This window comes from Streptomyces tricolor (genome assembly GCF_002155905.1).
GTDB classification, from domain to species: Bacteria; Actinomycetota; Actinomycetes; order Streptomycetales; family Streptomycetaceae; genus Streptomyces; species Streptomyces tricolor.
In genome coordinates this window covers 1-610 of record NZ_MUMF01000905.1, presented here as the reverse complement: position 1 = coordinate 610, position 610 = coordinate 1, and the positions used below count along the sequence as shown (strand labels likewise).

The 610-nt window shown below is 73.1% G+C and carries 1 protein-coding gene; it reads right to left on the bottom strand.

Going from position 1 to position 610, the window contains the following annotated elements; genetic code table 11:
- On the bottom strand, positions 1-610 hold a 610-nt coding region (locus CCN44_RS41365), incomplete at both ends, for a condensation domain-containing protein (protein ID WP_143650451.1).

Below are 610 nucleotides of genomic sequence, written 5' to 3'. Positions count from 1 at the left end.
GGGTGTAGTCGGCGTACTGCACCGGCAGTGGTTCCCACTCGGGGGCACGGCCGGCCCGGCGCGCGGCGTAGGCCACCGACAGGTCGTGGGCCAGCGGGTCGGTCGACCAGCCGTCACTGGCGATGTGGTGGGCGAGCAGCAGCAGCACGTGCTCGTCCGCGGACAGGCGGAGCACCGTGGCCCGCACCGGCAGTTCGGACACCAGGTCGAAGGGATGCCTGATCGCCCGGGCCAGGGCCTCGCCGTAACCGGCGGAGTCGGTCTCCACGACCTCCAACACGGGCCGCGCGGCGTCGCCGTTCCGGACGTGCTGGTACGGCGTGCCGTCCGCCTCGGGGAACACGGTCCGCAGGCTCTCGTGCCGCTCCACCAGGTCGTGGAATGCGGCGCGCAGGGCGGTGAGGTCCAGTTCGCCCTTCAGCCGCAGCGCCAACGGCACGTTGTAGGTCGCGCTGGGTCCCTCCAGCCGGTGCAGGAACCACAGGCGCTGCTGCGCGAAGGACAACGGCAGCCGCTCGCTCCGTGCCATCGGCACCAGCGCCGCGCGGGCGCCGCCGCCTTCACCGAGACGCGCCGCGAGACCCGCGACGGTCGGTGCTTCGAAGAGGTC